Source organism: Mesorhizobium sp. WSM2240, from assembly GCF_040438645.1.
GTDB lineage: Bacteria > Pseudomonadota > Alphaproteobacteria > Rhizobiales > Rhizobiaceae > Allomesorhizobium.
Genome location: NZ_CP159256.1, coordinates 17,109 through 40,443, shown reverse-complemented (window position 1 = coordinate 40,443; position 23,335 = coordinate 17,109). Strand labels below are relative to the sequence as shown.

Genomic DNA, 23,335 nt, shown 5'->3' with positions numbered 1-23,335 from the left:
CCAGAGCGGGTTTACCCCGCTACTGTAAACAAAAATAGTGCAACGCGGAATCACGGAGGTCAGTTTTCACTCCCGTGACGCCGTCTGTTCGTTCGCGCGGGACTTCCGCAAGCCTATTTTTCGATTGCACCAACTTGGGGCCGAAACCCGCCCGACGTTGTTGGGAACGAAGTTGCCAAAAGCAGCCGTTCCGTTGACGACCTCGTAGCGCCCAAAGGACGTGCCGCGCCGCCGGCGCCCAGACATCCGGTTGCATTCTTATATCGGCTTGGGCGGGAATCAGCCCTGCGACGGCCTCCAGTCAGCCGATGGAATGACGTTGACCATCCACGGGACGCCGAACCTGTCGATCAGAGAGCCGAAGCCGGGCGACCAGAAGGTCTCGCTGAACGGCATGACAGCCTTGCCGCCGTCGGACAGTCGATCGAACCAGCGTTGGCCTTCGGCCTTGTCCTCGGTATGGAGGGTAACGTCGAAGCCGTTCTTGGGCTTGCCGATATTGGGCGCCCATCCCGCGTCCATGTCGGCGCCCATCAGCGCCTGGTCGCCGACCTCGAGCCAGCAGTGCATCAGCCAGGTCTTGTACTTCTCATCGGTGATCGGCATGCCGGGGGGCGCATCGCCATAGGGCATGGCGGCGGTGATCTTTCCGCCCAGGACCTTGGCGTAGAACTCGAATGCCTCGCGGCACTGGCCCTGGAAACTCAGGCTGGTCACGATCTTCATGGTCGTCTCCCTTTTGATGGGTGCTTCGGCGCGCGTCACGGGTGATTGAGCTGCCAGGACTGCACTCCGCCTGCACGCGCCCTTCTGCCAGCACGTGACATCGACAACCTCGCCGTCGTCGAACAGCGAGACATGGAAGTTCATCGCCCTTCGGCATGGCCGCCCTGGAATGAGGAATGGCTGCACCGCGGGCATGGTCCGCTTCCTCCTGCGTTAGATCCTTGGGAAGCAGCCGTCGATTGCCTTCCCTCATTTATGTTGATATCAACGTAAGAAGTTCATGTATGTCAACCTTTCAGATGCACGCTCCTGCCAACCTTGCCTTCGAAACCACCCTCCTGGTACGTGACACCTGCCTGTGCCTGCATACGCAGAGGGCAGCGCGTGCGCTGGCACGTCGTTTCGATGTCGCATTAAAGCCCGCCGGCATAACCAGCGGGCAGTTCTCTCTCCTCATGTCGCTCAATCGACCGAAACCACCGAACCTCGGCAGCGTGGCGGCGCTGCTGGCGATGGACAGGACGACCTTGACTGCCAATCTCAAGCCGCTGGAGCGTAGTGGCGTCGTCGAGACGGCGCCCGATCCGACGGACAGGCGAGCCCGACTGCTGCGGCTGACGCCGGCCGGCTCGGCGGTTCTGGCCGAGGCGGTGCCGATCTGGCGCCATCTCCATGCGGCGATCGAAACGGCGCTGTCCGACCCGGATCATCTGCGCTCCGAATTGAACCTCCTTTCGAGATCTGACAGTCAGGATGGTGTCGCCGGGTAACGCCAGGAAGGGGCCGTTTGTTGCGCGTCCGGTTCTGGCCGAAAACCTGAGTAAGCCGCCGTTCGGCTGACGACCTCTCAGCAGACCTTCGCGGCTCGCCGGCAGTGGAGATAGGATGAAGGTCAGAGACTGCTAGTTCGCTGGCAGGCTGACTCCGCGGCCGCAGGCGACGAACTCTACTCGGTCATGTCGTCCTTCAGTCTCGGCGCCCGCCTCTTCACCATCCCCCGCCGCGGTGGCACAATGCCGCCGCGTTCGTTCCTTACGCCGGCTTCGCGGCCAGCCGTCTCAACGCCGCCAACCCGAGCACCGGCCCGGGCACCAGCAGCAGGAAAACATACTGCGGTCCGGCGGTTTCGATCAGCCAGGCAAGCAGCGCGATCGACACGATCGTGATCGAGAAGCCGATGCAATTGGCGATCGTCAGCGCCGAGCCGACGAGCCTCGGCGGGGCGAAACGGGCGTTGAGCGTGGAGAATTGCGGCGAGTCGCCGGCAACGACCACGCCCCAGAACAACAGGAAGGCGAGGAACACCGGCAAGGGCGCCAGGAACACCAGCGGCGAGACGAGGCAGCACAGGCCGGACGCCGACAACTGCATATAGGCAACGCGTGCGCTGCCGATCCCCCGCGAAAGGTAGCCGCCGGCCATGCAGCCGAGAAAGCCGGTGGCGATCGCCGCGAAGCTCCACATCGAAACCGTCGCGCCGTCGCTGCCGAGGCGCGCCGCCAGCAGCACCGGCAGGAACGCGTAGAACGCGTAGAGCTCCCACATATGGCCGAAATAGCCGAAGGCCGACGCCCGGAATTCGGCCGAGCGGAAGATCGTCGCGAATGCGGCCGGGTCGAATTTCGCGCCCGCTCTGAGATGCGGCCCGTCCGGCACGAGAAAGAGCATCGCCAGACCGCCGGCGATCGATACCGCTGAGACCGACAGGATCACGCCCTGCCAGGGCAGATCGCCGCCCATGCCGCGGATGAGATGGGGAAGTGCCGTTCCGAGCACCAGCGCCCCGACCAGCCAGCCGAGCGCGAGCCCGAGGTCGCGGTCGTACCAGCCCGACGCGATCTTCATGCCGACGGGATACATGCCGGCGAGAAAGAAGCCGGTTGCGAACCGCGCTGCCAGCAGGGGCAGCAACTCGCCGCCGCCCGCCAGCGTTGCGGCATTGGCCGCCGAGCCGGCGAGCGTGGAAAGGAAGAAGATGATGCGCGGCGAGTAGCGGTCGGCGATCGCCAGCCAGGCGAAGACCAGCGTGCCGGCGATGAAGCCGAGCTGCACGGCGATCGTGATGTCGCCGACGGCGGACGCCGGCAGGCCGGCGCTGCGCTGCAGGTCGGGCATCACCGCATTGCCGGCGAACCACAGCGATGTCGCGGCGAACTGCGAGATGACGATCGTCGGCAGGATGCGGGCAGGAACGGTGGGCAAGGCGCAATCCTCGTCATGATGTTTTGAATGGTTCCTAACACGCTTCGCTGCGCGGCAGCAGTGACAGGTCGCCGGCGGCTTGCCGGCCAGCCCTCCGCGACAGACAGCTCCCCGACTTGAACGCATGCGCATCGGCGACCGTAGCCACGAATGCACTCGCCAGCAGCGGGCCGACGCCTCCATCAACCTCCGGCCAAGATCAGTCTCTCGCGCACTCGCCCGGACCCGGCGATCGTTCTCGAGAATTTGCTCCTTCACGACCTTGAGCTGCGCCGCGAGCATGCGCAGGCATAGCCGTGCGTCAGCGGGTATCCTGGCGTCGTTCTCGTCATTGATGACCACGAGCAGTTGCTCAATTCCATTACGGCCGATCGGCGCCACGACCCCGAACTCGGAAAGGTGGGACCGCAACGCGTTCGATGCCTGAGTGCGCTGGCGGTTGAGCATCAACCGGACCCGGTGCAGCATCATCACGCTTTGCTGCTCGGGCGACTTCACCGGCACGAAGCGCATGGTCGGTCGGGTCACGGCCTCGCAGATCGCCTCTGCGTCTACAGCATCATTCTTCAGCCGCTTCAGATAGGGCTTCACATACTGTGCCGGCAGCAGCCGCACATCATGGCCACGTGCGATAAGCTCGCGAGCCCAATAATGCGACGAGCTGCACGCCTCGTTTGCGAAATCGAGTCGGGATAGTCGAAGGCCATGTCGAGTGCATCCTCGCCGGCGAGAACCGCTTGCGGGATCACGAAGGAGACTTTTTGAGGCGCGTCGCCGAAAAGCACGCACTCATGCACGCGAGCGCCGTTCACTGATATGAGCACCCTCTGAGTAATCTGCGGCGGGCGAACCATTGGGGTCATTTCCAGCGTGGCGGCCAGGTCGCCGGCGACTGCCGGGATTTTCACGCGGAGCCGCGAGGTCTCGCCCAGGGAATGCGTGCCGTCTCCGGTCGGCCCCGGTCCAGCCGCACACCTTCATGCCGTCAGCGCGCTTCATCCTGTCCCTCTGTTTTCCCAGATGCAGGAATGAAATCGTTTCGCCAAGGCTGTAGCTGCCTATGCGGTCGCGATTGAGGCACGTGGTCGTCTCGTCGATATAAAAGGCGCGGTAATCCGGATGGACCCGCGGATTGAGAGCAAGCCCGAGGATGACGACCTCGGTGCCGGCCAGCAGCGCCGCCAGCGCATAGAAGCCGAGAAAAACCGCGCGCTGCGGCGGCATCGGAAAGCTAGACCAAGGCAAGGTAGCCTCTCATCCAAGCGATCATGGTGAAATAGCAGGTGGCGGGCAGCAGGACCAAGGCCGCGTAGAAGATCGGCCTGGATGCCGCCAGAAGGGTCATGGCCAACAGGACCAGCGGCGCCAGCCCCACGACATACCTCACCATCGACGCCAGGTTCGTCAGCAGCGGCAGCACGATGCCCAGCGTGCAGAAAAGGGCCGCGCCATACTGCCTGCGAAACGCCAGCACCGCCGAGAGCGCCAGGCCGGCGACGCAGGCGAACGCGCTCCACTGCGGCGAGGTTGGCAGCCACCCTGTCGCCGGCGTGGCCGAGAACGCGTCCCACAGGAACTGGAGCGGATTGCCCGTCACCCTCCCGAAGGCACGCTGCACATGGACGAAGGCGAAGCCGTCCCCGACGGTGAGATGGAGGTACAGCATGTAGGCAAAGAGGCCGGCGGGCGAGATGAGGATAGCGACGATGAGATCCGGCCGCGAAAGTACAAGGCGCGGGAAGGACAGGACCGATCCGCCATGCCCGCGATGCTCCTGGCACATCCGGATCACTGTTGCGAACACGACGAAGACCCCAACGAGACGCGTGGCCGACAACAGCGCGGAAAAAACGCCTGCCGCCAGGTAGCGGGAGCGTTTTAGCGCCAGAAAGACGCATGACGTCAGGAGCACAAATAGAGGCTCCGAGAGGAAAGTGGTGAAATAGAAGGAGAACGGACCGCTGAGCAGGAAGGCGCAATAAAGTATGTAGGCGCGCATGTTCCTGTCGAGCAACTGCCACGATACTAGGCAAGAGGCGTAGCTCAGTGCGATGGACGTGGCGATTGCGACGATGGCGGTGGGAAACGGGAAAACAGCCCTGAGCCCCGCAATCAGCATCGGATAGAGCGGGAAAAAGCCCCAACGCCCGACATTGCTCTCGCCGGGGATCGGAAAGCCTTCGTAGCCTTTCTCGGAAATGCCCACATACCAGGAGCAATCCCACCTGCAGAGCGATTGAATGTAAGGCTGCAGGCTATGGTCCGGCCAGACCTCGGTGAATGCGGCGTAGCGGATGACAATTCCGCTGATGACGAAGAAAAGCGGGACCACCGCTATGGCCAGCGCCGTGAAGCGGCCGGTGTTCTCGCGCGCGACGTCGTCCAGCACCAAGTCAGCCTCTGCCCATTTTCGAGTTGCCGGCGCCGTTCATCGCCAGAATCAACAAGTTACGCTGGTGAGTTCAAAACGTTCCTTTTTCATCGCAAATTGCGCGCGCGGGCCAGCGACAGACCTCTGTCAGCCAACCGGTGACTCGGCGCGCCAACTCCACCTAAACCTAATTCAGGTCAGGGAGGCGTCGACCGCTGGGGAACCGCACCACCCGTCCGAAAGGGATGTCCGCTCCGAAGAACGACCCTGAATGTCGGGAAAGAGCAACCGCGACCTCCAGCGGCGTGTCGGCAATGTCTGTTTCCAGGAAGTGGCAAGGCTGGTCTCTACGGCTGACATGGGGCGCAATCTCGACATTCACACGCAGGGCCGCGCAGCCGTAGTAGGAAATGATTTCCCAACCAGCACATCTGACCCGTTCCAGACCTTCGCGAGCGGTGTCGCAAAGGGCTCGAACCGAGCTATTCGCGACATTCCCAGGGTTGAGCAACCTGACTTTTGACCTGTGTCAGCGCAATCCTCTCAGGCCGCCTCCCGGTTCAATCGGTGTAGAATGCTTTCATTCTCCGCACCAATGAGGCGGCAGGGTTCCGTCCCGAGCGGAATCCAATCTCACTCCTCAGCTTGCTAGCCTGCATGACATTGATGCCGTCGGATAACACATCCGGGCTTCGCCCCGCGCCCGCTCGGTGCTAATCTGCCTCGGACTACACGGAGAGTGTCGTGGACATTGCCGGGTGGCGCTCGAGCCTTGGGCTGGGCAAATATAGCAAGACCTTCGCCAGGAACGAGATCACGCCCAAAGTGCTCCCGCATCTCTCGGATGCGGACCTCAAGACGCTGGGGCTGCCGATGGGCCCAAGGAAGCTCGTGTTGGCCGCGATCGCGGAGCTTGGCAGGCGCAGTCTAGGGGATCCCACCCCAGCGAAATCCGTGTTATTGCGGATCTCGTCGATCGCGGTGTCGATCGAGTCCGCGGGAAACGGTATGAAGCCTTTGAGGTTCTTGCCGAAGATCGTCAGCGATTTCCCATTGAGGAAAATTTCGGCATCGGAGACCGCCTTTGCGTGTGGCGTAGAGCTGGTCGGGACGTTGAACCATCAGCTCGCCGAAACCGCTGAACTGCAGCTTCAGCGAGCCAAAGGTGACGACGTCGATATCCACGGCATAGTCAACGCTGAAGCTCCCAAGCTGGCCGAGATAGTCCGACAGGGTGGCAAGCACCTTGGCGGCGTCGGGCTCCACCTTCCCGTCCGAGCGAGCGGGCGCTTCCCCGTCGACTTCGGTCGAGGAGCCCAACGAAGCGGCAACTTCGCCGGGAACGTCGTGATCAATAGTTCCCGCTGTAGAAGCGCTCATCACAAGGGCAGTGCAAATCCTGCCATCTGCCGCCCGGTAGCGACAGGGCTGCTCGCCTCGACGCTGCGGCGTCGTCGCCGTTCCTACAGCCGCGCCGAGAAGCGCACCGCCAGCAGCACCTACGAGCGTGCTCTTCGTGTTGCAACCAATAGCCTGACGGCCTCCAGCAATGCTCCTGTGCCTGCACGTTGCTCCTGTTCGGTCGCAGCACAACCGGTGAGCGCCATGGTTGCGAGGACTGAGTCAACGGTCTTCCGAAGTTCCACGTTCGTCTCCTCCGTTGTGCGCCCCCAACTCCCAATCGGGCAGAAAAGCCACCGCGCTCCGCGTTTAATGTCAAACGTCAGGCGCGGCTCAAGCTGCCTCTCCACCTGAAGTCCTTGCGGCTTTCTCGCGGGCGAGCGAAATGGCGGAAGCAGCGGCGGCGGCGGCCGCCTGCCTCTCGTCTCCGCCCACTTGGACCGACGGCTTAGCAAACGCGACGCCGTTTTCCATGAACGCCTGCTGGATCATGGTGTAGGCCCGCCGCCTGACAACGGACTGCTGGCCGGGCTTCGTCATCACGGCGAAGCTCAACTCCATGCCAAACTCGTCGAACTGCTCCACGCCTTTCAACTTCACCGTTTCGATGATGTGAGGCGCCAATTCCGGATCGGCGAGCATCTCCGCTCCGATCCCTTTCAACAGCTTCTTGACCTTCTTGACATCGGTGTCGAACGCGACGCGGATCCTAAATTTATCGATCACCCAGTCGCGGCTCATATTCTGCACCGCGCCGAGTGCGCCGAAAGGAACCGTGAACACCGGGCCCCGGTGATGCCTGAGCCGCACCGAGCGGAGGCTGAAGGATTCGACGGTTCCCTTGTAGCTGCCGCTCTGGATGTATTCGCCAACCCGGAATGCGTCGTCCAGCATGAAAAAGACGCCGCTGAGCACGTCCTTGACCAACGTTTGCGAACCGAACCCTATGGCGACTCCGAATATGCCCGCGCCGGCGATCAAGGGTCCGATTTGCACTCCAAGTCCCGACAACGCCATGAGAACAGCTACAGTAGCAACCAGAACGGCAAACATGTTGCGGAAGATCGGAAGTAATGTCCGTAGCCGACTCCTGCGCGCCGCCTCAGCGGGGCTGACGGTGTCGTCGAGCGCAGCCATCTCGAGTTTCCGGTTGATGTAGGCCTTTGCAAGATGCCAGAGCAGATCGGCAACAAGCAGAATTATGATGCCCTGCAGTACGCCGCGCACGATCTGGTTTGCGGCGCTGTCATGCCCCAACAGTGTGAATGGGCTTACGCGCCATACCGTGACCAGCCAAAACGCAGCGAGCGCGAATACCAGTGCTCGCGCGCCACGAACAACAATTACGGTGCGGGCGGTAGGCGCCGAGATTGCATTCTCCGGCCCCGCAGTTAGTGCTTGCGCGGCCTGACCGGCGATGGTCAACGCCTTCGGCAGCAACAGGGCATAGATACCGAGCCACAGGACGCCGTTGAGGCCAGCGACCCAGAACCCCCAGAGAATGACCAGGTAAATGGTGAGGAGCCATTCCTTCGTTCGGATGCGCTGGGTCGCCGGCGTGCTGCCGGGGCGATGCCAGACCATTTCGATGGCGAGCATCAGAAGGCCGATCCCCAGGAGATAGGCGACCAAGCGCCTTCCGTCAGGCGAAAAGCCCAACGCCGGAAGGAGGCTGACCGTCGCCCAGCCGGCCATCAGGTAGGCGGTGAAGACGGCCACTCGCCGATACCAGAAGTTCGCTTCGGCATCGCTTGCCGAAATGAGCCTGAGCGACTTCTCCTGTTCCGCCGGAAGAGTGCCGCCATCCGGTGCAAGCAGAATCCTGCCGACGGCCATCACCAGCCGTACGACGATGAAGGCAGCCAGATATGTCAGGATGACGAAGTTCAACAATCTGGGCCATTCGAACGCCAGAAAAACGCCTGCGCTGACGAGGGAGAACACGACAGGTGGCGTCAACTCCGAAAGGAGCTTGGCGGCGCGGCTGCGTTCAGGCGAGCGCTCTGCGGTCGCCCGCCTGAATAGCCATTCCGCACCGAAGCCAAGCGCCAGCAAGGCCGCGAAGATGACAAGGATGGTGGCGAACCCGCGGTTGTTGATCTCCGCCTTCACGATCCGGACGGCGTTTGCGGCCTCTCCCGGAATGCGTGGAAACGCGTTGCCCAGAGCCACGAGATGGTTGCGGATCATGCTGTTCCAGGCTGCCATCTTGGAAGCGGCCGGCGCGCTTGCCGTATCCGCCGGCGGCACTGGTCTGCTTTCCAGCCATGCACGGACCTCCGGATCATCAAGCAGCTCGATGAATTCCTGGACTTTCTCGTTTGCGGAAGGTGTGGCTGTCTGCGCCAGGGAGGCGCTGCCCGTTATCACCAACCACGCGGATGACAATGCCGTGATCACGCATATCGCGAATAGTTGCGATTTCAGCCGGGAAATTCTGAGTGCTGTCACGTGGCCCCCATGCGAAAATTCAGTTCCTCAAGCCACATTCCAATCATGCTTTTCCACCAGCTTCCATTCAGACAGTTACGGGTCGCCGGGCCGCTGAAGATCTGTCGAAATTGGCGAAGCACGCTTCATGGGGCGGGCGGAAAAGGCTAAGAGTTCCTCCTAGCTAGGCGGGGCCGTTCAATGCCCCGTCAAGACCAAGGTCTGCACTGGAAGCAGCAGCGCCTGCATTCGTAGGATCGCGGCGTGTACGATTCCGACCGCGTCTACCATGTGCAGAAACAGCCATCGCGACGTGGTCAGGCTGTCCGATTCGAGTTCGTTATGGCTGTCGGTGTAGGCGTTGGCGATGCAACTGCCGCCCGGCGGAACGCCCTCGAGCCCACCCGCGTAGAGGGGCTCCAGGAATGCGGTGATGGTTCCGGGCCGTGCCGTCTGTGTCACGTCGATCAGTTGGTCGGTAGGCCGGAACTGGCCGGAAGCGATCGCGTCCTGGACCTGGGTCACCACCATCGGGATGATGACGAAGGGTTTGCCGATGCATGTGACCTCGGCAATCATGCCGGTCTTGATCACTTGAGCTTCGATCTGCCCGAAACCGGCGGCGAGGGCCTGCCGGCCCGCCTCGGCGGGGACCAGGATGCCGGCGGGCCGGAGCATCGGGTTGACCACATCGCCCGGCCGGAGCGTAAACTGCTGAACCGTTCCGGTAACGCCGGCGCGAACAAGTGTTTTGTCGATCTCGACTTGCGCCTGGGCAAGCGCCCCCTCGGCGCTCGCTTTCTGCGCCGGCAACAGTGAAGCGATCTTGGTCTGCAGTGCCTGCTTGTTCGCCAGTGCGGCTTCAGCCGCGCCCTGCTGACCTTCCGCTGCGTCCCGCAGCCGCTCGAGTTCCCGCAAGGGAACGGTATTCGGGTTGCGGCGGCGGAGTTCGGTCTTGGTCTCGAGTTCCGCGAGCGCATCACGATGGGCGCTCTTGGCCTGCCGGATCTGCCCGTCCGCCACCGCCAGCTCGCTCCGCGCCACCTCGGTTGCGGCGTCGACCTCGGCAATGGTTCGGCGGGCCGACTCGAGGACCGCCTCTTGCTGCGAGTTGTCGAGGCGGAACAGCGGCTGGCCGGCGTCGACCTTGTCGTTGATGCCCACATAGACCTCGGCGACCCGGCCGCCAGTCTCGGGGAGAATGGTGAGCGTCCGGAACACGGCCGTGACAGCCTTCGTGGCAGGATGGAAGTAGAAGATAAGGGTGATGAGGGAGACGGTGAGGATCAGGCAGGCGGTGATGCCCCACCTCAGCTCAAACCACACCGAGTAGAAGGTGATCTCCCGGCCGATCCGCTTGTCCTGGACGTAACGGCGGAAAAGATAGTCCGGGAAGATGGTGAGCAGGGAGCAAAGCAGCAATTCGAACATCGCTCAGCCTCGCGCTTCCAACTTGTCGGTCAAGGGTGTCGCCTCTGGGACCGCCTCTGGCTCCTCACGGGGGCGATCCTCGCCGTTGAGGGGCTTTACTAGAGACTGAGTCATTAGGACCGGGACCACTTTTACCTCCTCCTCACGGCGGCGGTCGTCGCCGCGGGCGAGCCTTTCGAGAGACTTGGCCATTGAAGCAATCGGGGTCGAGAAATCGGGCAACTGAACGAAGGCGAGAAGAAGGGCCGCGATCCAATACAAGTGATTGTGGGTAAAGAGTGCGAGCAGCGCCAGGATCGCAACAATCTCCAACTGCACTTTGTGGGTCCGGTGCGCCACGTGCTCGGGAAGCGCGTGGAGGCGCAGGTAAAGGTTGCCGATGATGAGGACTGCGCCGATGAGGAAGACGACCATCACGACGAACAGAACGTCAGTCTGACCGGGACCCGTAATGAACGGCGGCAAATGCCCCACCGCGCCTGGATGCGTCTCTTCCATCGCCCAGACCCTCCGCGCCGAATTACGGCGCTATAGTCAATCTAAACCTTTGGATCGATACTGTCACTCCCATTCAATTTCAGCTCACCTTTTTGACGGGCGGTATGGTCCACGTTCCGTTGATGATCGAGGGATCGCTCTCATTGGGCCAATAGAGCCGCATCATCAGCACGAACTTGCCCTTAGGCGCCGGCAGCCAATTGGATTCCTTGTCGGCGCCTGGGGATTCGTGCTGGATCAGGAGATCGATGGATCCGTCGGCATTGGCCTTGAGCGGCTGGCGGGCACTGATCGAATAACGATTGAGAGGATTATCCACGAAGAAGTAGCCCGCGTCGTACATCGTCAGCGACCAGAAGCCGGATACCGGGGGGGTCAGACCCTTCTTGAAGGTCAGAACGTACTTTTCCGAACCGTTGTAGGCTCTTTTGATCAGGCCGCCGTCAGCCTTCATGGAGGTCGGATAGATAGCGTCCTGCGGGCGGTTGGCACCAAGGCCGATGGCGGTGACCAGGGCGCGCTGGATATAGTTGGTGCCGTAGAGACCCGTCTTGGTCGTGAAGCCCCAGCCGTTTATGTCCTGCACGTCGCCATCACTGAACTTGAAGTGCAGCATGATGCGGGCGAAGGCGATCTCCGGAACGCGCTTGGCGAAAGCGGGATCGAACTTCGTCTTGTCGAAATCCTGACCCGGCACGATGCCGATTTCAGCAAGCTTCTCCACCATCGGCGCATCGGCCTCGGACGGCGGATTGGTCTTCAGAAGTTCGGCAAGCAGCGTAAAATACTCGACCGCGTCCATCTTGTTGACCTGCTCGCGAACCGCCGTCTTCATGTCGATCGAGGGGTCGACCTTGCCGGCAGGCGGCGTCCAGTCCTTGCCGTGAGCGCTGAGCGGATAGAGCTTCACCTCGTCCTGCAGCTTGTGCACTTCCGCATAATCCTCGGGCGTGCCCGTGCAGTAGATCCGGCCAAGCAGCCAGACGATGCTGGTCGGCGATTTATACTGCTTGACGCCCTCCGGCAGCGTGCCTTCCCAGCCCGGGCCGGTGACGGCAAAGGTCTGTGCGCCGGTGCCGGTGGTGCGCTTTCCCGGAACGTCGAAAACCGTCGTCCAGCCGTCGAGCATCGGGAAAAGGGCATAGCGGTCATTCAAATCCGGTAGGCTGACGACCCAAGGCTCCTTGCCGACATCGAGAAAAGCCGTTGTATAAAGCGTGTCCGCATTCGGCGCGGTCACGTCCCGGAACGCCGCATTCGGATATTCACGCAACTTGATCAGGTGGCCCATCGGACCTTTCGTCCCCTTGGGCTCGACGACATTCGTGATGACACGGCGGGTCATCTCCATGGTGACGAGAGGATAGCCATAGGTGTAGGCCTCGACGGCGAGGCCTAATTCGTCCGAACCTTCCATCAGGTCCGAAACAATGCCGTCGACGGCGCCTGCCGGTGAATTCATTGAAGTGGCGGCTAGCAGACCCAGCCCACCGATAGATACTGCACGACGCGAAATGTTCATGGGTTTGCCTCCCTGTAGGCGGGCTCGATGCGAAAACTGTTGGTCGTTTGGGATCACCGACCCGGGCGCGGTTTCACGACAACGTCCTTTTCCAGCAGCGCGGCTTCGACTTCCGCGACCAGCCGATCTATCAACTCCTGCCATTCGACCCTCCTTGCCTCACGCAGTGCCGGCGCAATCTTGTCGACATTCGACAGCGCCACCTCGACTTCCACGAGTTCCTCGCACATGTCGCGAAAGGCCTCGCTTCGGGCCATAAGCCTGCGGATCGCCAGTTCGAACTGCGGAAATCGGCGAAGTGCTGCCGAAAACGCTTCTCGCTTACCCGTTGGTCCGCTTTGCGGTGCCATTGCACGATCCGTTGATTTGATCAGAGTAGGCCGAGACTATTGCTGGCGCGAGTAGCAGTATGTAAGTTACGTGGGGCGACCATGTAATTTACATGGAAGAAGGCCAGACAAAGGGCCGCTTACTTAAGAACTTACTAAAGAACAATTGGGGGGTTCGGTGGTCCAGGCGGAAGCATCCGCAGGAAGGGAGTTCAATCTCCCTGCGGAGGACTGTCGTGCCCAGCTCCACCGGATCCTGAACAGCGCCGAGTTCGAGGCGACGGACCGCGAGCACCGCTTTCTCAGTCATGTGGTGGAAGAGACGCTGTCGGGGCGCGGCGGCCGGATCAAGGCTTACTCGATCGCCGTCGAAGTGTTCGGCCGCGACGCATCCTTCGACCCGCAATCGGATCCGATTGTACGCATCGAGGCCGGCCACCTTCGCCGCTCGCTTGAGCGATACTATTTCACGGCGGGACAATCCGACCCGGTTCTCATCACGATTCCGAAAGGCGGCTACGTCCCTGCTTTCTCTCTTCGATCACAACCGCCCGTTGCGGACCTGCCGGAAACCCCAGTTGCTTCGGTTGCCGCTGCAATCTCCGCATGGCCGAAGGCGGCCGGGCTGTGGATAGGTCTTCTGGTGGTGGTGGTTGCAGCAATGGCAGTGGCTGTCGGCGCATGGTGGTGGAGCCCGCCACAAACCAGCCCGGGCATGCCCGAAATCCCCCGCGTGCTGGTGGAGAAGTTTGACGACCTGACCGGCACGCAAGCCTCGGCGGCCATAACGAGTGGATTGGCGCAGGAAGTCGCCGGGCAGCTTTCTAAGTTCAGAGACATCGTCGTCCTCCAGTCGGTCGAAACCGCACCAGGCAAGGAGACCTTGCCGCCGCGCTTCGTTCTGTCCGGAAGCGTGAATCTGGAGCCCCACGCCTTCCGGCTTCAAGTCAGTTTTCGCAACCGGGCCGACGGCTCAATCCTTTGGGCAAACAGCTACAACGGACAGACGAAGGTCTCCGGTATCCTGGAGGCCCAGGCCGACATAGCCCGGAATGTGGCAACTAGCCTTGCCCAATCCTATGGGGTGATTTCCCAGGCGGACGCGTCGCTGAATGTTTCGAATCCTCCCGACGATTGGGCTGCCTATTCCTGCACGCTTTCCTATTACGCATACCGGGTGAGCCTCGACCCCAAGGCCCGTGCTGCAGTGCGCACTTGCCTCGAGAAGGCGGTCGAGCGGTTTCCGACCTACGCGACGGCCTGGGCCTTGCTCGCGCAGATCACCATCGATGAGGTTCGATTCAAGTTTCCGGCTGACCCTGCCACATCGCCCGAAGCAATCGGCCGTGCCCTGGCCCTGGCCCGACACGCGGTCCAACTGGACCCCCGCAGTATAAGTGCTCTGCACGCCGAAATGTCGGCGCTTTTCTTCAGCAAGGAATTTGATGCGGGACGGCGGGTGGGTGAGAAGGCCATGGCGATCAACCCCAACGACACCGAACTCATGGGCGGCTTCGGGATGCGCCTGGCCTTGTCAGGAAGCTGGGACGACGGCTGCCCGTTGGTGGAAGAAGCGCGTGACCGCAACCCGGGCCCGTTCGCATACTACGAGTCTACTTTGGCGCTCTGTTCCTATTTCAGCGGGGATTACGCAAAGGCCGCCATGTGGATCAAGAAGACAACGGCTCCGAAAAATCCTCTCTATCACGCGATTGCGGCCGCGATCTTCGGCGAAGGCGGATACGAAATCGATGCCGAGCGCGAACGTGCCTGGCTGGAAGAGAATGAGCCGGCCTTGGTCAAGAATATGAGGTTGGAGGTGTCGACGAGGTTTGCCCGTTCGGAAGACGCCGAGTTTTTCATCGGCTCGCTGAAGAAGGCCGGCCTCGACGTTGAGGAATGATCGCTCCCAGCTCAGCCCAATTCTGCCTGTAGCTTACAGTAAATTACCTCCCGCATCGGAGCCAAATGCGCCAACCTTCGCGTCAGAAGTCATGTGGAGGCGGTAATGAGATGTCATGTCGGCAAAGCTGGGGTTCTGATCGCCCTGTTCCTGGCCTCCCTTTCGGTCCAAAGGGCCTTCGCACAGGCAGAAATCGAGCCAGACGCCGCCAAGGTTCTGGGCGCGATGTCGGAGTATCTCGGCTCGCTCGAACGCTTTTCCGTGGATTATGCTGTGGAAACGGAGGTCGTGTCCTACGACGGGCAGAAGCTCCAGTTCGCCAGCTCGGGTGAGATAAAGGTGCAAAGGCCCGACAAGCTCCACGCCTCGCGCAAAGGAGCGATCGCCGATCTGGAACTGATCCTCGATGGCAGCGCGCTGACCCTCTACGGCAAAAAAGCGAATGCGTTCTTCCAGCTGCCCGCCGCGACCATCGACCAAGCTGTCGACGCCCTTCGCAATGATGTTGGTTTCGATGCGCCCGGAGCCGATCTTCTGTCCGAGAAGCCCTTGCAGCACGCTGAAACGGATACGACAAGCGGCACACATGTCGGGATGGCGTTCATCGACGGCGTACAGGTCCACCATCTCGCTTTCCGAGGCAAGGAGGTCGACTGGCAGCTTTGGGTGACCGACGGCGAGAAACCCTTGCCGCTCAAATATGTCATCACCAGCAAGTGGGTTGCAGCCTCTCCCGAATATTCGATCGAGTTCAGGAACTGGAACACCGCTCCGTCGATCGATGACTCCAGCTTCCTCTTCAAACCGTCAACGGATGCCAAGAGGCTCGAGATGCTTTCCGTCGACGAGATCGGCGAGATCGACCTGGCCAAGGAGTGACTGCAATGAAATTCACGCTTCACAAAGGCATGGTCCTATCCCTGTCGCTACTGACTTTCCTTCAGGTCGATCCCGCGGCAGTCGTGACGAACCATTCGTTGCTATCGGAAGCCAATGCAAGAATAGGACGCCCCGCCACTCCGGGCAGCGTGGCTGGTGTGGCTCGCCGCACCACCCGTCGAACGGTGCGTCGGTCAGCGATCTACATCAGCGCGCTGCCCGCCGGCTGCGCCCGCGTAACGGTTTATGGCACGTTGGTTTGGCGATGCGGCGGGACCTACTATCAGTCCTCCGGGTCGAGATACGTCGTCGTCTATGTGGACTAGCAGCCGCTCCCGAAGCTCTCTCGAGCGCGTTGGTTCGGCTTCCCTTGCTGGACGCGCTCGGGGCACTGTGGCGGCTGTTGCGCTACTCGCTCTTCTGGAGGGCTGCGCCAGCCGCCCGACGGGTGTCCTGTCGCCAGTAGCCGACACCTCGCCGTCCACCAGCAGGGTTGAAATGCTGGTTGCGACCACTCGCGGCCGGGCCTCCAAGCCCGGCGAGATGTTTGGCGGGGAACGCGGAATGACGCCGGCCTTCGCCGAGATCACCGTGTCGATCCCGCCGGACGAAGTCCGCAAAGTCGGCGAGGTCGCCTGGCCAAAGAAGCTGCCCTCGAATCCTGCAACCGATTTTGCGACCCTGCGGGCGGAGGAAGTCACACAGGACGCGGCCGAGAGCTGGCTCAAAAACTCCGTTGCAAAGAACTCGGATCGCAGCGTCCTTGTCTTCATCCACGGCTTCAACAACCGCTTTGAGGATTCGGTCTACCGTTTCGCCCAGATCGTTCACGATTCCGGGACGCGCGGCGTTCCCGTGCTGGTCACCTGGCCGTCGCGGGGCAGTTTGCTTGCCTACGGCTACGACCGCGAAAGCACCAACTATACGCGCAACGCATTGGAGAACCTGTTTCAGTATCTGGCGCGCGATCCCGGCGTTAAAGAAGTTTCCGTCCTGGCCCACTCGATGGGAAACTGGCTGGCGCTGGAGTCGCTTCGGCAGATGGCGATCCGCAATGGCCGTCTCCCGCCCAAATTCAAGAACGTCATGCTGGCCGCGCCCGACGTCGACGTTGACGTCTTCCGGTCGCAGATCGCCGACATGGGAGCCCCGCGCCCACAATTCACGCTGTTTGTCTCGCGTGACGATCGGGCCTTGGCGGTATCGCGGCGCGTCTGGGGCGATGTGGCCCGGCTGGGCTCGATCGATCCGGAACAGGAGCCATACAGGACCGAGCTCGCGGCCAACAACATAACCGTCATCGATCTTACCAAGATCCAAGCTGGCGATGACCTTCATCACAGCAAGTTCGCCGAATCTCCCGAGATCGTGCAACTTATCGGCACCCGCCTCTCAAGCGGACAGGCGTTGAGCGACAGTCGGCTGGGCCTTGGGGACCACATCGTCACCGCGACCGCGGGTGTGGCGCATGCAGCCGGCACCACCGCGGGATTGGTAATTGCTGCTCCTGTCGCGGTGATCGATCAGAACACACGGGACAACTTTGCCAACCACGTGGGAGCGCTGGGCGCAACTGTGCCCGGCGGGTCAGCAGATTGGAGCCCGGTCAGCCTTGATTGCGATTCCAGGAAAGCCGCCGCGACCAACGCATGTGACCGATAACAAGCTACAACTGGAGGGAATTATGAAATTTGGCATGGCTTCTACTCTCGCCTGCGTCGGCGGCTTCCTGCTTGCCGATGGCGCCAAAGCCGCCGACGTGTATTCGCCAGTGACACCGGAAGCCCAGCAAGTTGTGACCGAGCAGGGCTGGACGTTCTCGGTTGCCCCCTATCTCTGGGCGGCGGGCATATCCGGGGACGTCGGGCAGTTCGGGCTGCCGCCGGTCGAGGTCGATGCGAGTTTCGGTGACATCTTCGATCATCTGGACTTTGGGGCCATGGCGATCGGCGAGGCGCGCTACGACCGCTACAGCATCTTCGGCGACATCATGTACACCAAGATTTCCGGCTCCACCGGAACGCCGCGAGGCATTCTTGCTTCAAGCGTCGAGGTATCCACGGAAACATTCGCCGGTTTGATCGGGGCCGGCTATGCGCTCCTCGAAGACACTTCCGGACGTCTTGAAATCGTAGGAGGGGTCAGGGTGTGGTCGGTCGACACCGAGATCTCCTTCAGCGGCGGCATTCTCGACGGTGTATCGCGAAGCGACGGCGCGACCTGGGTGGATGCCATGGCCGGCCTTCGTGGAAGTTACGCGATCACACCGGAGATCTATTTGACCGGATGGGGCCTGGTGGGGGCAGGTGGAGCCGACATCGACTGGGACGTCGCCGGGGCAGTCGGTTACCGCTTCAACGACAAGATTTCGGCAGTCGCAGGCTACCGCGCCCTGGGCGTCGATTACAGCAACGACGACGGATTTACCTTCGATGTCGTCCAGCAGGGTCCGATTCTCGGAATGGTGGTGCGATTTTAAGGTGACGAAGAGTCAAATCGCTGTGACCCCGCGTTTGCCTTTCGGCCAAGGTTGGCCAGACCGCACTGCCAGACCCTCGGGCCTGCGATAGAGGCTGACCGCGCGAAGGAATGGTGATGCGGTCCCCGCCTGCCAATTCAAGGACCGCTTCGGGATAGAAAACGGCACCTTCGACAGGGCAAGCTGGAAGTTCCGCAAGTGGCGCCAGCGTGACCTCCAGATGGTTACCGGCAACGTCTGCTTCCAGGCGTCGCCAGCGCTGTTCTCTACGGCTGGAATGGGGCGCAATCCCGACATTCACACGTAGGGCCGCGCAGCCGTAGTAGGAAATGATTTTCCAACCATCGCATCTGACCCTAGTCGGACATTCCCGGCTCAAATTTGCTCCCGGAAGCGGACCTTCACCGGAACCAGCGGATTGACCGTAAGCTGACCGAAGTCAGCCGAGACGTGAGTGACCGCTTTGCGGAGCATCGCGGCCGTTGCGGACAGATTTGCCTCTGACTGAACGCGGAGATCGCCTACGACCCATCCGAGCGCCTGCCGATTTACTGCGGCGTATGCGTTCGAAATCCCGCTCTCTCCGCCATATCGTGTTGAATACTTCCATAATTTGGAATTTCTTACCGCTTACGCACAAAATTGCGGATAGCGATCGGACCGTTGATTTCCGAGACTTCCTGCGACACTCGGCAAATCCGTGGGACATTGGCGCGACATAGAGGGGGCGGAATTGATGGACGTGCCGCTAGAACTCACGCCAGGCGAAGAGGAAGCGTTGACGCGGGACCGTGCCCTTACCACAGACAGCAAAGGGCGGCTGACGCTTGTCGGCCTGACAGTGGAAGAATCGATCTGGTATGTCGAGCACAAGCGCCAGTGGCTCGCGGAGCGGATAGATGACACATTGCGTCGGAAAAGCAGAGAGGGCCGCAAGCGTTACTTGGAGCTTTACGAGCGGCACGAATTCGCGCGCCTTCAGGTGATTGGCGCGGAGCACGAGGTCCGCACAGAAAACCCCACGAAAAACTTTACGGGGCGGCCCGCTGGGCGGGCACGAACCCAACGGTGAGAACTGCAGCCATCAAGGGCTCGTGATTTCTATCGGCAACCTCCACTGCTACGCGGCGGGGGCTGTCGGTCTCGGGAATGCGTCCTTGGATGTAATCGGCTAGTGTGGCGAATGCCACGATGCGAGCGGCCGCAAGCCCTCCGTCCAGTTCCGTCCCTTGGTTGTCAGGATAGAATTGGTCGTTGTCGCGCATGTCGAAATAATAGACCGCCATGGCAGCACCTAGCTGCTCTCGGGATATTCCATCCCAGTTGGACCGTTAAAATCGAGCCCGAGTATGGAGGTGCGGGGGAACGGCCGCCCAGGCTCGATTTCACCCGTCCTGTGGAAACGGGTCACCTGAAAACGGGTAGAATGATTGCTGGTTCCGTACAATTCCCGACGACTCGTCTGCCTGCCATTGGCGAGCCCGCGCGGCCGAGGGGCTGACAGCACTGCGATCAATACGCGCAAATCTGCCATGATGGCGAGCATTTCGCCGCGTGTGCGACGCAACCCTGAGATCGTGTTTGTGTAGCCAGTGGCAATGATACCGTCCGCCGGCATGGCCTAAACCCGCCCATTTTCCGAGACCGTGTGGGGCTGGCGCTACGCAACCGGTTCCGGCGCGCGCCGCTGCGATGGGAAGAGATCGGAATGGCTATCCGCTGGTTATATGACTCCGAGGGGAAGCCCGCGTATTACCAGGAAGGCCAGCGTGTCTACGCACCCGAAACCGGGACATGCGAATTCTGCGAAAACGGCGGCTGGTGGTATCAAATGAAGAGCGGCGCAGCTGCCTATTACGTCGAAAATGGTCAGGTTTTCACACCGGACGGTAGGCCAGCTTTCTATTATGCATAAACATCGAAAGCCCGCCAGGGCAAGCCGAAGCTCGTCGTGATACGTTCCCTGCCATGGGCCGGATCATAGACGCCCTCGCTATACTCATCTCAGCCGCCGCAGCCGCCGTGGTCGTCGCCCTGTGGGTCGGCGTCGTCGCGCCGACGGTCGCGATCAAGTTGGTCGCAGCACTGGCCGTCGCGGCCGGCATCCTCATCGCCTTAGCCCTCATCCTCCACAGGGAAAAGTGAACCGGCGTCGCTTTGTGCCCGCCAGGGCGCGCGCTGCTCATCACTGAGCAGGCGCTGGTTCGGTAGTTGCAGGCGGCGCTGTGATTTCCGTGGGTGCCTCCGCGCCGGGCTGGAAAACGACGAAGTAGACGGCGATTAACAGAACAACTGCGACGGCAGCGATTATCCAGTTTCGCGTATTCATGGTGGCGCGCCCTCCTTCGTAACATCGATGCCCCCTCGTATGAGGATGTCATTCCCTTTTCCAGGAGAGGCAAGCTGAATCTCTATGCTTTACGGTTGTCGGTCAGACAAACGCCCGCCACCGAAGCAGCGGGCGCTATTGCCTGAGAAAAAGACGGGCCTTAGTGCACAGTAGGCGCTGCCGGCCGGGCTTCCTCGCCGTCCAGATTTGGACTCGGTAGTGGCTCGTCCCGAATTGCCTTCATGAGTTCGCGCCAGTTCTCATCCAGGATCGCGTTGCATTGCCGCACGCCGCGCCTGTCGCCGAGGAGAAAGCCTGTCGTGAAGGTGGTGGCAATCGCAGTGAGTATTAAGGCTGTGGTCATATGGTGAAGCTCCTTTCCGGCTCCGTCGTGCCACAAGGATCAGTGCAGGAGACGCACAGAATTCGGGTGTTAGGTGCACCGGAGCCTGCAGCGGTTATGAGGTTAATAGTCATTGATCGCGTCCATTCTCGGTGTTTCTGGCCTCGATCATGGCAGGCAAGGAATTCCGGATGACGGAAAACCCACAGCGTAATCGAGAAATTTCCAGCGATTGCGCCAGTTCATAACGATCGGTCCGCGTCGTGTTTGACAATTGTTATTCCAAATTCGGAATAAGCTTTGTCGATTTCTGCATGGCTGCGACGTTAGTAACGACGACGCCCAAGATGTTGGGAAAGTTGCCCAAGACCTTGGAAATAACACCCAAGCGCATTTCACGCTCTGACAACCAGTCAGCGAACCAAATGATCATATGCCTTCCCCTCCGTATCCGCGCCGCTTTTGAAAATCTCCGAAAAGCCTTCGAAGAAATCAGAAATATCGGGGCACACGCCTGAAGCGGACGCGACAGGGTACGGGCGGAAGGGTGGCGGAAGAAAAGGCCCGACCGAAAGGGGCGTTATCGGTCGGGCCTCCGAGGAATACCTTCGGGAGGAAGGTTGAGCCGATGTTAGGAGTTCCTCTGTGGGGCGTCTGTGGGATGCTTCACATACCGGCTAGCGGAATTGGTCGGACGCTTTTGACGGCCAGCACGCCCCGAGGCTTCACCGTCCCAGCCGGTGAGGTCTATGATTGGAATTGGGAATAGCGAGGGTACATTCTCCCCGCATTTTGAGGGGGTTTCGCCGTGCCATTCCACACATACGATCCGAATGCACCTGTCGATCCATGTCAGTCGCCTGGAACAGAAAATTCGGTTGCCGCACGTGATTGAGCACTATCAACAGCAGATAGGCTTGTTGGTCGATCCACGCACGGACCGGAGGCCAGTTGTTCTGGGGGCGCTTCAGCCGCCAACCATCGAAACTACCGCCTGCGCTTAATGGGTCCGGGCGGTGGACGGTTGTCATCGCCAATTAGGATGCCCGCCTCTTCGGCCGCATCGCGAAATGCCTTCCGGACGGCAGCGGCGTTGAGCCGACCCTCCAAAGCCTCCAGGCAAGCGTTGCGCGCAGCCCGGGCATTCGCGGTGTCGATTTTCATAGGCCATTCGTTGAGCAGCCATTCAGCTGCCTTGCGGGCGCTGCCTATGTGCTGAACGTGGCTCGCGCGTGCGCCGTGAACCTTCACCGCCTGGTCGAAAATCCCGTCGTCCAGCTTAACCATAGTCAGCACCAAAAACGCTGTGCATTAACGCTGCCTCCACTGGCGGGTTCCCAGCAACGAACTCGAATGGGAACCCTTGATCCAATTCGGCGCGTCAGGAATAATGTCCTAGTGCGGCGATTCTCAACCCATCGGAGGTCGCCATGTCCAGGCCTAAGCAACTCACCTACCTCATCATCACCGAGCTTGCGCGGAGCAAGACTTATGCCGACATCGCCCGGAACTCGAGCTTCAGGTACCGCGACCAACCGGTTGACGCCAGGCAGATCGGAGATGAACTCGGCGTCGACTACCCGACCCAGCGTGCTCGCATAGCGCGCGGGCTTTGGCAAAGCAGCGATGGGTGAGTTGGTCGATGAACTAGAGCGCCTCGGCTATGTCCGGCGCTCGCAGAATCGCTTACAAAGGCTTTGGGATGTCGTCAATCCTTATCCAAAGCGTCGAGATCGGCCGCGATCGGTGGTGCATCCTCGCCCTCCCCCGTCAGGAGAAATTTTGTTAATGCTGTCATCAAGGCTTGGGCGCTCCGTCGATCCAGTTGCAGTTCGATAGGCTCGCTATCGTTATCCGTCAGCTCCAAGGTCCCGACGAGCGGCGCTCTCGAGAGTATGGTGATATCGCCATCCTGATACTCTGCCGTCTTCGGCGGATCGTCATTCACTATAGTCCTCCCCCTGTTTGAGGAGCGCGGGGCTGATGATGCTCGCCCCGACCATATTCTTTCCGCTCCGCCCGTTCCAATTCTTGAAGTTTGCGCCGGTGTTCGGCAGACGCCCCTTTAGGCACTGCAAAGCTCGGGTGGGATTGGAGGTTGCCTAACTGCTGCCGGACCAATCGGGATGCCTTGGCGTGATACGATCGCCGTCTCATGCGCGTTCAATTTGCCACCTATTAATTGGTTCCACTCTTTTCACGGTCGAGGTTGCCATAATGTTCTCTTGAGGCGTCCAACCAAGGCCTGCACTCCGGCAAGGCGCACTGCTTATCGCGCTGGTCCGGTGGTTCGATAACTGGGATCGTCTAAAAAAACCAACGGCCTGACGGAAACCGATCTGATCCAACAGTCCGGAGTGGACCGGCTCGGGATCGTTAATTGTCACATTCACCTAAGCAGTCGTTCGTATGATCTCCACCGATGTCGGCTTGGGGGCAGATCACGTCGATGCTCCCTTGGGGCTGAAGGTCCGCCACTGATAATCCGAGCC

General features: G+C 60.9%; 23 protein-coding genes and 3 pseudogenes. 11 read left to right on the top strand and 15 right to left on the bottom strand.

The features are described 5' to 3' along the window. Nucleotides 1–279: 279 nt before the first annotated feature. Nucleotides 280–726 carry a VOC family protein gene (locus ABVK50_RS29765; protein WP_353646553.1) on the bottom strand — a complete coding sequence of 149 codons (447 nt, stop codon included), beginning with the start codon at nucleotides 724–726 and terminating at the stop codon, nucleotides 280–282. A gap of 284 nt (nucleotides 727–1,010) precedes the next feature. Between ABVK50_RS29765 and ABVK50_RS29760 the strand changes: the two genes are divergently transcribed. Next, nucleotides 1,011–1,496, top strand: coding sequence for a MarR family winged helix-turn-helix transcriptional regulator (locus ABVK50_RS29760; protein WP_353646552.1), 486 nt, complete (start codon nucleotides 1,011–1,013; stop codon nucleotides 1,494–1,496). Between the two features lie 262 nt (nucleotides 1,497–1,758). Here the strand turns inward: ABVK50_RS29760 and ABVK50_RS29755 are convergent, their stop codons facing one another. The 4 genes and pseudogenes from ABVK50_RS29755 to ABVK50_RS29740 form a co-directional block, all read right to left on the bottom strand. After that, nucleotides 1,759–3,054 (bottom strand): MFS transporter, encoded by a 1,296-nt coding sequence (locus ABVK50_RS29755; protein ID WP_353646926.1) that lies wholly within the window; start codon nucleotides 3,052–3,054, stop codon nucleotides 1,759–1,761. A gap of 249 nt (nucleotides 3,055–3,303) precedes the next feature. Further along, nucleotides 3,304–3,606 (bottom strand): annotated as a pseudogene (locus ABVK50_RS29750) (transposase); the annotation flags it as partial. A 111-nt stretch (nucleotides 3,607–3,717) separates the two neighbouring features. After that, nucleotides 3,718–4,173, bottom strand: a complete 456-nt coding sequence (locus tag ABVK50_RS29745) for a hypothetical protein (protein WP_353646551.1) — start codon at nucleotides 4,171–4,173, stop codon at nucleotides 3,718–3,720. Next, on the bottom strand, nucleotides 4,160–5,317 hold the full coding sequence (locus tag ABVK50_RS29740) for a hypothetical protein (RefSeq protein ID WP_353646550.1): 1,158 nt from the start codon (nucleotides 5,315–5,317) through the stop codon (nucleotides 4,160–4,162). The genes ABVK50_RS29745 and ABVK50_RS29740 overlap by 14 nt, the downstream gene beginning before the upstream one ends. Nucleotides 5,318–5,570: 253 nt before the next feature. Between ABVK50_RS29740 and ABVK50_RS29735 the strand changes: the two genes are divergently transcribed. Both ABVK50_RS29735 and ABVK50_RS29730 read left to right on the top strand, forming a co-directional pair. Next, the gene (locus tag ABVK50_RS29735; RefSeq protein ID WP_353646549.1) at nucleotides 5,571–5,822 is read left to right on the top strand and encodes a hypothetical protein; all 252 of its coding nucleotides are present in this window, start codon (nucleotides 5,571–5,573) and stop codon (nucleotides 5,820–5,822) included. Between the two features lie 221 nt (nucleotides 5,823–6,043). Then, a pseudogene (locus ABVK50_RS29730) lies at nucleotides 6,044–6,154 on the top strand (SAM domain-containing protein); the annotation flags it as partial. A gap of 102 nt (nucleotides 6,155–6,256) precedes the next feature. Here ABVK50_RS29730 and ABVK50_RS29725 read toward each other — a convergent pair. From ABVK50_RS29725 to ABVK50_RS29695, 7 genes and pseudogenes are all read right to left on the bottom strand, one after another. Continuing rightward, complete coding sequence (locus ABVK50_RS29725) at nucleotides 6,257–6,679, bottom strand: DUF2092 domain-containing protein (RefSeq protein ID WP_353646925.1); 423 nt, start codon at nucleotides 6,677–6,679, stop codon at nucleotides 6,257–6,259. After that, nucleotides 6,651–6,906, bottom strand: a pseudogene (locus ABVK50_RS29720) (hypothetical protein). The gene ABVK50_RS29725 and the pseudogene ABVK50_RS29720 overlap by 29 nt, the downstream one beginning before the upstream one ends. 127 nt (nucleotides 6,907–7,033) lie before the next feature. After that, a complete protein-coding gene (locus tag ABVK50_RS29715) occupies nucleotides 7,034–9,151 on the bottom strand; it encodes a mechanosensitive ion channel family protein (protein ID WP_353646548.1) in 2,118 nt (705 codons plus the stop codon). 177 nt (nucleotides 9,152–9,328) lie between these two features. Continuing rightward, nucleotides 9,329–10,561, bottom strand: a complete 1,233-nt coding sequence (locus ABVK50_RS29710) for a biotin/lipoyl-binding protein (RefSeq protein ID WP_353646547.1) — start codon at nucleotides 10,559–10,561, stop codon at nucleotides 9,329–9,331. A 3-nt stretch (nucleotides 10,562–10,564) separates the two neighbouring features. Beyond that, nucleotides 10,565–11,059 carry a hypothetical protein gene (locus ABVK50_RS29705; RefSeq protein ID WP_353646546.1) on the bottom strand — a complete coding sequence of 165 codons (495 nt, stop codon included), beginning with the start codon at nucleotides 11,057–11,059 and terminating at the stop codon, nucleotides 10,565–10,567. A 79-nt stretch (nucleotides 11,060–11,138) separates the two neighbouring features. Next, nucleotides 11,139–12,581, bottom strand: a complete 1,443-nt coding sequence (locus ABVK50_RS29700; protein ID WP_353646545.1) for a DUF1254 domain-containing protein — start codon at nucleotides 12,579–12,581, stop codon at nucleotides 11,139–11,141. 53 nt (nucleotides 12,582–12,634) lie between these two features. Continuing rightward, nucleotides 12,635–12,931, bottom strand: coding sequence for a hypothetical protein (locus tag ABVK50_RS29695; protein ID WP_353646544.1), 297 nt, complete (start codon nucleotides 12,929–12,931; stop codon nucleotides 12,635–12,637). 157 nt (nucleotides 12,932–13,088) lie between these two features. On the opposite strand from ABVK50_RS29695, the gene ABVK50_RS29690 reads away from it, so the two are divergent. The 7 genes from ABVK50_RS29690 to ABVK50_RS29660 all read left to right on the top strand — a co-directional run bounded on the left by ABVK50_RS29690 (nucleotide 13,089) and on the right by ABVK50_RS29660 (nucleotide 20,316). Beyond that, entirely contained in the window at nucleotides 13,089–14,813 is a 1,725-nt protein-coding gene (locus ABVK50_RS29690) for a hypothetical protein (RefSeq protein ID WP_353646543.1), read from the top strand. A gap of 105 nt (nucleotides 14,814–14,918) precedes the next feature. Further along, a complete protein-coding gene (locus ABVK50_RS29685; RefSeq protein ID WP_353646542.1) occupies nucleotides 14,919–15,692 on the top strand; it encodes a DUF2092 domain-containing protein in 774 nt (257 codons plus the stop codon). Nucleotides 15,693–15,697: 5 nt separating this feature from the next. Then, a complete protein-coding gene (locus tag ABVK50_RS29680) occupies nucleotides 15,698–16,018 on the top strand; it encodes a hypothetical protein (protein WP_353646541.1) in 321 nt (106 codons plus the stop codon). A gap of 67 nt (nucleotides 16,019–16,085) precedes the next feature. Beyond that, nucleotides 16,086–17,354, top strand: a complete 1,269-nt coding sequence (locus ABVK50_RS29675) for an alpha/beta hydrolase (RefSeq protein WP_353646540.1) — start codon at nucleotides 16,086–16,088, stop codon at nucleotides 17,352–17,354. A 34-nt stretch (nucleotides 17,355–17,388) separates the two neighbouring features. Further along, nucleotides 17,389–18,171, top strand: a complete 783-nt coding sequence (locus ABVK50_RS29670) for a hypothetical protein (RefSeq protein ID WP_353646539.1) — start codon at nucleotides 17,389–17,391, stop codon at nucleotides 18,169–18,171. A 736-nt stretch (nucleotides 18,172–18,907) separates the two neighbouring features. Continuing rightward, a complete protein-coding gene (locus ABVK50_RS29665; protein WP_353646538.1) occupies nucleotides 18,908–19,243 on the top strand; it encodes a hypothetical protein in 336 nt (111 codons plus the stop codon). Between the two features lie 896 nt (nucleotides 19,244–20,139). Beyond that, the gene (locus tag ABVK50_RS29660) at nucleotides 20,140–20,316 is read left to right on the top strand and encodes a hypothetical protein (RefSeq protein WP_353646537.1); all 177 of its coding nucleotides are present in this window, start codon (nucleotides 20,140–20,142) and stop codon (nucleotides 20,314–20,316) included. Nucleotides 20,317–20,660: 344 nt separating this feature from the next. Here the strand turns inward: ABVK50_RS29660 and ABVK50_RS29655 are convergent, their stop codons facing one another. Both ABVK50_RS29655 and ABVK50_RS29650 read right to left on the bottom strand, forming a co-directional pair. Then, the gene (locus ABVK50_RS29655) at nucleotides 20,661–20,864 is read right to left on the bottom strand and encodes a hypothetical protein (RefSeq protein ID WP_353646536.1); all 204 of its coding nucleotides are present in this window, start codon (nucleotides 20,862–20,864) and stop codon (nucleotides 20,661–20,663) included. 966 nt (nucleotides 20,865–21,830) lie between these two features. Further along, entirely contained in the window at nucleotides 21,831–22,130 is a 300-nt protein-coding gene (locus ABVK50_RS29650) for a DUF982 domain-containing protein (protein WP_353646535.1), read from the bottom strand. Between the two features lie 143 nt (nucleotides 22,131–22,273). Between ABVK50_RS29650 and ABVK50_RS29645 the strand changes: the two genes are divergently transcribed. After that, a complete protein-coding gene (locus ABVK50_RS29645) occupies nucleotides 22,274–22,477 on the top strand; it encodes a hypothetical protein (RefSeq protein WP_353646534.1) in 204 nt (67 codons plus the stop codon). A 74-nt stretch (nucleotides 22,478–22,551) separates the two neighbouring features. Here the strand turns inward: ABVK50_RS29645 and ABVK50_RS29640 are convergent, their stop codons facing one another. After that, entirely contained in the window at nucleotides 22,552–22,791 is a 240-nt protein-coding gene (locus tag ABVK50_RS29640) for a hypothetical protein (RefSeq protein ID WP_353646533.1), read from the bottom strand. Nucleotides 22,792–23,335 lie beyond the last annotated feature (544 nt).